This window comes from Oleiphilus sp. HI0123, assembly GCF_001635315.1.
In genome coordinates this window covers 1-6,035 of record NZ_LWGE01001076.1, presented here as the reverse complement: position 1 = coordinate 6,035, position 6,035 = coordinate 1, and the positions used below count along the sequence as shown (strand labels likewise).

Below are 6,035 nucleotides of genomic sequence, written 5' to 3'. Positions count from 1 at the left end.
TATCATGCCTAGATCATTGATAATTTCTTGGTAATCCAGGCTCTTGTCTTGATCTTCCAGTACTTTCCTGGCAACGCCGAAGGAATATTCTAGGACGGTATTACTTCGTTTTAGTTCTTTGGTTCGTTCTTCAACCCGGCTTTCTAGCTGTTGATAAGTTTCAGCGATTGATTGGCTCATCTGGTTAAAGGTTTGTGCTAGTAAAGCCAGCTCATCTTTACCAGGAATGTCGATGTGCTGCTGGATGTAGCCATCACGAATCATTTTTGCAGCTTCTGTCAGGCGGCCCAGGGGGCTTTCTACACGGTTTTTAAGCAGATAAAAAATCAGGCTACCAACCAAGGTGGTAAACAGCATGGCAAATAATTGGAAGGTTCGAAGTGTGCGAATTTTTGACTCAGCTTCTAGCTGAAGCTCAGATACCAGAATATCGGTTAGATCAACTTGTTTGTTGAGCAAGGTAAGTGTTTCGGGGATTGGTTTTTCACCGTTCTTCAAACGTGGTTTGACGATCTCAAACCAATGCTGGTAGCCGTTTGTAAAAGCTTGTTCCAAGTCAGGGTTTGAAAGGGATGAGTGAAGGTTAGTAAAAAGGGTGTTATTCCAGGTTTGGTCTAGTTTTTCTATTAGCGGCCCGATGTCATTTGGGGAGTGAGTAGCGGTTAAGCCTATATGATAGGTCTGCATGCGCATTGAACCTGAGAGGTTAATCGCATGAGCATCGGAATCGGCTTGCTCTGTCACCCAAAAAGAAAAGAATATCGATAATAAGGTGATACCTATGATGGTAAACAGTGACAAGTTTATGTAACTCATCACTGAGTGAATGAACTGCTGATTGCGTTGTAACACGGGTAATACCCCTAAAAAGCCATAGCCTGATGTAGTAAGGCCGATAAAATAAAAATCTATTATATATCAATATCTTAAAAATAATTCACGATAACCCTAAGTGGGTAGTTTGGCTGTTTTATGACCAGAGCCGCCTGGTGTAAATTGATGCAAATCAATTTCAATATTCTTGCCCCTCCATATACTGAGAGCAATCGCACTAATGGAGTCGTGTTATGTACACAATACTGCCAATGTGCTTTGAATATCAATTGTTCAAAAATAATCGTTTGTTTGGCCATGACAGAAGTTAAGTGATGGGAATAAACAAACAAGGGTGAGGAACCACAAATGAGTCAGTTTTTAGACAGGTTACGTTTTTTCAAAACGAAAAAGCAGGACTTTGCCTCAGGGCATGGCGTAACAACCAACGAGGATCGTGGCTGGGAGGATGGCTATCGCCGTCGTTGGCAGCACGATAAAATTGTACGATCAACACATGGGGTCAACTGTACTGGCTCATGTAGTTGGAAGATTTATGTTAAGGATGGCCTGGTAACCTGGGAAACCCAGCAAACTGATTATCCTCGTACGCGCCCTGACCTTCCTAACCACGAGCCACGCGGCTGTCCTCGTGGTGCGAGTTATTCCTGGTACATCTATAGTGCAAACCGCTTGAAGTACCCAAAGGTACGTAAAGCTCTATTGAAGCTATGGCGCGAAGCTAAAGCCCAGCATAGTGACCCGGTTAAAGCTTGGGAATCGATTGTTAACGATCCGGCAAAAGCTAAATCCTACAAAGAAAAACGTGGTATGGGCGGCTTGGTTCGTTCTGACTGGAAAGAAGTTAATGAGCTGATTGCTGCTTCTAACGTTTACACTGCTAAGAAATATGGTCCTGACCGTATTACCGGCTTCTCGCCAATTCCTGCGATGTCGATGGTTTCTTATGCGGCAGGTGCTCGTTACTTATCCTTGATCGGTGGTAACTGCCTAAGCTTCTATGACTGGTACTGTGATTTGCCACCAGCATCTCCTCAGATTTGGGGTGAGCAGACTGACGTACCAGAATCTGCAGACTGGTATAACTCTGGCTACATCATTGCTTGGGGTTCTAACGTTCCACAAACGCGTACACCTGATGCTCACTTCTTCACTGAAGTTCGCTATAAGGGTACTAAGACTGTATCCGTTACACCTGACTACTCAGAAGTTGCGAAGTTGACCGATGAGTGGATTCACGCGAAGCAAGGTACTGACTCAGCAGTAGCGATGGCAATGGGCCACGTTATTCTGAAAGAGTTTCACGTAGATAAGCCAAGTGCTTACTTCACTGAATACGTGCGTACCAAGACTGATTTCCCTTACTTGGTTATGTTAGAAGAGTCTGATCAAGGCTTACAGCAAGGTCGCTTCCTAAGAGCCTCTGATCTCGATGGTAACTTGGGTCAAGAAAACAACCCTGAGTGGAAGACGATTGCAGTTAACGATGCGAGCAATGAGTTGGTTTCACCTACCGGTTCAATAGGTTATCGCTGGGGTGAAAAAGGTAAGTGGAATATTGATCAGCTAGACGGTAATACCGGCGAAGAGATCAAATTAGGCTTATCACTAAAAGATAGTGCAGACGAAGTGGTTGAAGTTTCCTTCCCTTACTTCGGTGGACAAGAGCACGAATACGGTTATTTTGATCATACTGATCACGATGCGAATCAACTACGTAAAGTACCTGCTAAGAAAATTAAGTTAGCAGATGGTAGTGAGAAGTTGGTTGCAACTGTATTTGACCTGACTCTTGCAAACTACGGTGTTGAGCACGGTTTAAACTGTGCAAATTCAGCATCAAGTTTTGACGAAGACAAGCCATACACGCCAGCATGGCAAGAAAAAATCACCGGTACGCCGCGTGAGCAGATCATCAAGATCGCACGAGAGTTTGCAGACAATGCAAACAAGACGACTGGTCGCAGCATGATCATTATCGGTGCGGCGATGAACCACTGGTACAACATGGACATGAACTACCGTGGCGTTATCAACATGTTGATGATGTGTGGTTGTATCGGTCAATCTGGTGGCGGTTGGGCTCACTATGTTGGACAAGAGAAGTTGCGTCCTCAGTGTGGTTGGCTACCGCTAGCATTTGGTTTGGATTGGCAGCGTCCACCACGTCAAATGAACGGTACCTCTTTCTTCTACAATCACGCAAACCAATGGCGTTATGAGAAATTGGAAATGGAAGAGGTTGTGTCACCTTTGGCTGATAAGTCTAAGTGGCAAGCTTCTATCATTGACTACAATACGCGTGCAGAGCGTATGGGTTGGTTGCCATCAGCACCTCAATTAGCAATTAACCCATTGCAGTTGACTAAAGATGCTGAGAAGGCAGGTAAAACTCCTCAAGAATACACGGTTGATCAATTGAAGAACGGTTCTTTGAAGTTTGCTTGTGAAGATCCGGATGATGTTCAAAACCATCCTCATAATATGTTTATCTGGCGTTCAAACCTATTAGGTTCGTCAGGTAAGGGTCATGAATACATGCTTCGTCACCTTCTAGGTACTAAGAACGGTCTTCAAGGTAAAGACCTTGATGAACGTGGCGCCAAGAAGCCAGAAGATGTTAAGTGGCACGATACGCCAGTCGAGGGTAAGGTCGACTTGCTAGTGACGCTAGACTTCCGTATGTCGACTACCTGCTTGTATTCAGATGTTGTATTACCTACAGCAACTTGGTACGAAAAAGACGATATGAATACGTCGGATATGCATCCGTTTATTCACCCTCTTTCTAAAGCGATTGACCCGGTTTGGGAATCGAGATCTGACTGGGATATCTTCAAAGGTATTGCCAAGAAGTTCTCTGAACTTTGTGAAGGCCACTTGGGTGTTGAGAAAGATTTGGTCACGGTACCGCTTCAGCACGACACACCAGGAGAGCTTGCTCAGCCAGAGGGTGTGAAAGCATGGTGGAAAGGTGAGTGTGACCTGATTCCAGGTAAGACGGCACCAAACCTAGCCGTTGTTGAACGTGATTACCCGAATACCTATAAGCGCTTTACTTCGCTTGGCCCATTGCTAGAGAAACTAGGTAATGGTGGTAAGGGTATTACTTGGAACACTGAAGATGAAGTGAAGTTCTTGGGTGAGCTTAACTATAAGCACACTGAAGAAGGCGCGCATCAGGGTCGTCCGAAGATTGAGTCGGCAATTGATGCCTCTGAAGTGATCTTGAGCCTGGCACCAGAAACTAATGGTCAGGTAGCGGTTAAAGCATGGGCTGCACTGTCAGAGTTTACCGGTAAAGATCACACACACTTGGCTAAGCCGAAAGAAGAGGAAAAAATCCGCTTCCGCGACATTCAGGCGCAGCCTCGTAAGATCATCTCTTCTCCTACCTGGTCAGGTCTGGAAGATGAGCACGTATCTTATAACGCAGGTTATACCAACGTACACGAGTTGATTCCATGGAGAACAGTGACAGGTCGTCAGCAGTTCTATCAGGATCATGAGTGGATGCGTGACTTCGGTGAAACCCAGTGCTTGTATAAGCCACCAGTTAACATGAAGACAGTTAAGCCTTTGTTAGACAAGAAACCAAACGGCAACAAAGAGATCGTATTGAACTGGATTACACCTCACCAGAAATGGGGTATCCACTCAACCTACTCTGATAACTTGTTGATGTTGACCCTTTCACGTGGTGGTCCGATTGTTTGGATCTCGGAAGTTGATGCAGCAAAAGCAGGCATCGAAGATAACGATTGGATCGAAGTGTTCAATGTTAACGGTGCCATTGCATGTCGTGCGGTCGTTTCCCAGCGTGTAAACGAAGGTATGAGCTTGATGTATCACGCACAGGAACGACAAATAAATATGCCGGGGGCTGAAACAACCAAGACACGTGGTGGTATGCATAACTCTGTTACAAGAGCGGTTATGAAGCCTACTCACATGATCGGTGGTTACGCACAGCAAGCATACGGATTTAACTACTACGGTACCGTTGGCTGTAACCGAGATGAATTTGTAATCGTCCGTAAGATGGACAAAGTTGACTGGTTGGACGAGTCGTCTGAAGAGCGAGGAGCATAGCGATGAAAGTACGTGCACAAATAGGCATGGTCCTGAACCTGGACAAATGTATCGGCTGTCACACTTGTTCTATCACTTGTAAGAACGTATGGACGAGCCGTGACGGTGTTGAATACGCTTGGTTTAACAATGTTGAATCTAAGCCAGGCGTGGGTTTCCCTAAAGAGTGGGAAAACCAGGAAAAATGGAACGGCGGTTGGGTCCGTGGTAACGATGGTAAGTTGACACCGCGTCAAGGTAACAAGATGCGTGTGTTGGCGAATATCTTCGGTAACCCTGACCTACCCGAAATCGATGACTACTATGAGCCATTCGATTACGACTACGAGCATCTGCATACTGCGCCAGAAAGCAAGCATCAGCCAACGGCTCGTCCGAAGTCGCTGATCACTGGCAAAATCATGGAGAAGATCAACTGGGGCCCAAACTGGGAAGAGATTCTAGGTACGGAGTTCGCTAAACGTAAAGTTGATTCAAACTTCAATGAAGTAGCGCAGAAAGACATCTACGGTCAGTTCGAAAAGACCTTTATGATGTACTTGCCACGCTTATGTGAGCACTGTTTGAATCCGGCTTGTGTTGCAAGTTGTCCTTCAGGTGCGATCTACAAGCGTGAAGAAGACGGTATCGTATTGATCGACCAAGACAAGTGTCGTGGTTGGAGAATGTGTGTATCGGGTTGCCCATACAAGAAGATCTACTACAACTGGAAGTCTGGTAAGTCAGAGAAGTGTATTTTCTGTTACCCACGTATCGAAGCGGGCCAGCCAACAGTTTGTTCTGAGACTTGTGTAGGTCGTATCCGTTACTTGGGTGTACTTCTTTATGATGCAGACCGTATCGAAGAAGCAGCAGCAACGCCGCTAGAGAAAGATTTGTACCAGGCACAGTTGGATATCTTCCTAGATCCAAATGATCCTAAAGTGCAAGATGCGGCACGCGCTGAAGGCATTCCTGATAGCTGGATTGAGTCGGCTCAAGCATCACCTGTTTATAAGATGGCAATGGACTGGAAAGTAGCGCTACCGTTACACCCAGAGTACCGTACGCTGCCAATGGTTTGGTACATCCCACCACTATCCCCAATCCAGAATGCTGCTGAGCAGGGT

The 6,035-nt window shown here is 45.7% G+C and carries 3 protein-coding genes; 2 read left to right on the top strand and 1 reads right to left on the bottom strand.

Going from position 1 to position 6,035, the window contains the following annotated elements:
- A partial coding sequence (locus A3761_RS10380; protein ID WP_156491788.1) for a type IV pili methyl-accepting chemotaxis transducer N-terminal domain-containing protein occupies positions 1-852 on the bottom strand: 852 nt, incomplete at its 3' end.
- A 330-nt stretch (positions 853-1,182) separates the two neighbouring features.
- On the opposite strand from A3761_RS10380, the gene A3761_RS10375 reads away from it, so the two are divergent.
- Both A3761_RS10375 and narH read left to right on the top strand, forming a co-directional pair.
- Positions 1,183-4,926 (top strand): nitrate reductase subunit alpha, encoded by a 3,744-nt coding sequence (locus tag A3761_RS10375; RefSeq protein WP_068508662.1) that lies wholly within the window; start codon positions 1,183-1,185, stop codon positions 4,924-4,926.
- 2 nt (positions 4,927-4,928) lie between these two features.
- On the top strand, positions 4,929-6,035 hold a 1,107-nt coding region (gene narH / locus A3761_RS10370), incomplete at its 3' end, for a nitrate reductase subunit beta (protein ID WP_068750178.1).

Bases quoted from the DNA above. Each gene is read 5' to 3' on its own strand.
- A3761_RS10375 (WP_068508662.1), top strand. From the start codon at position 1,183: ATGAGTCAGTTTTTAGACAGGTTACGTTTTTTCAAAACGAAAAAGCAG.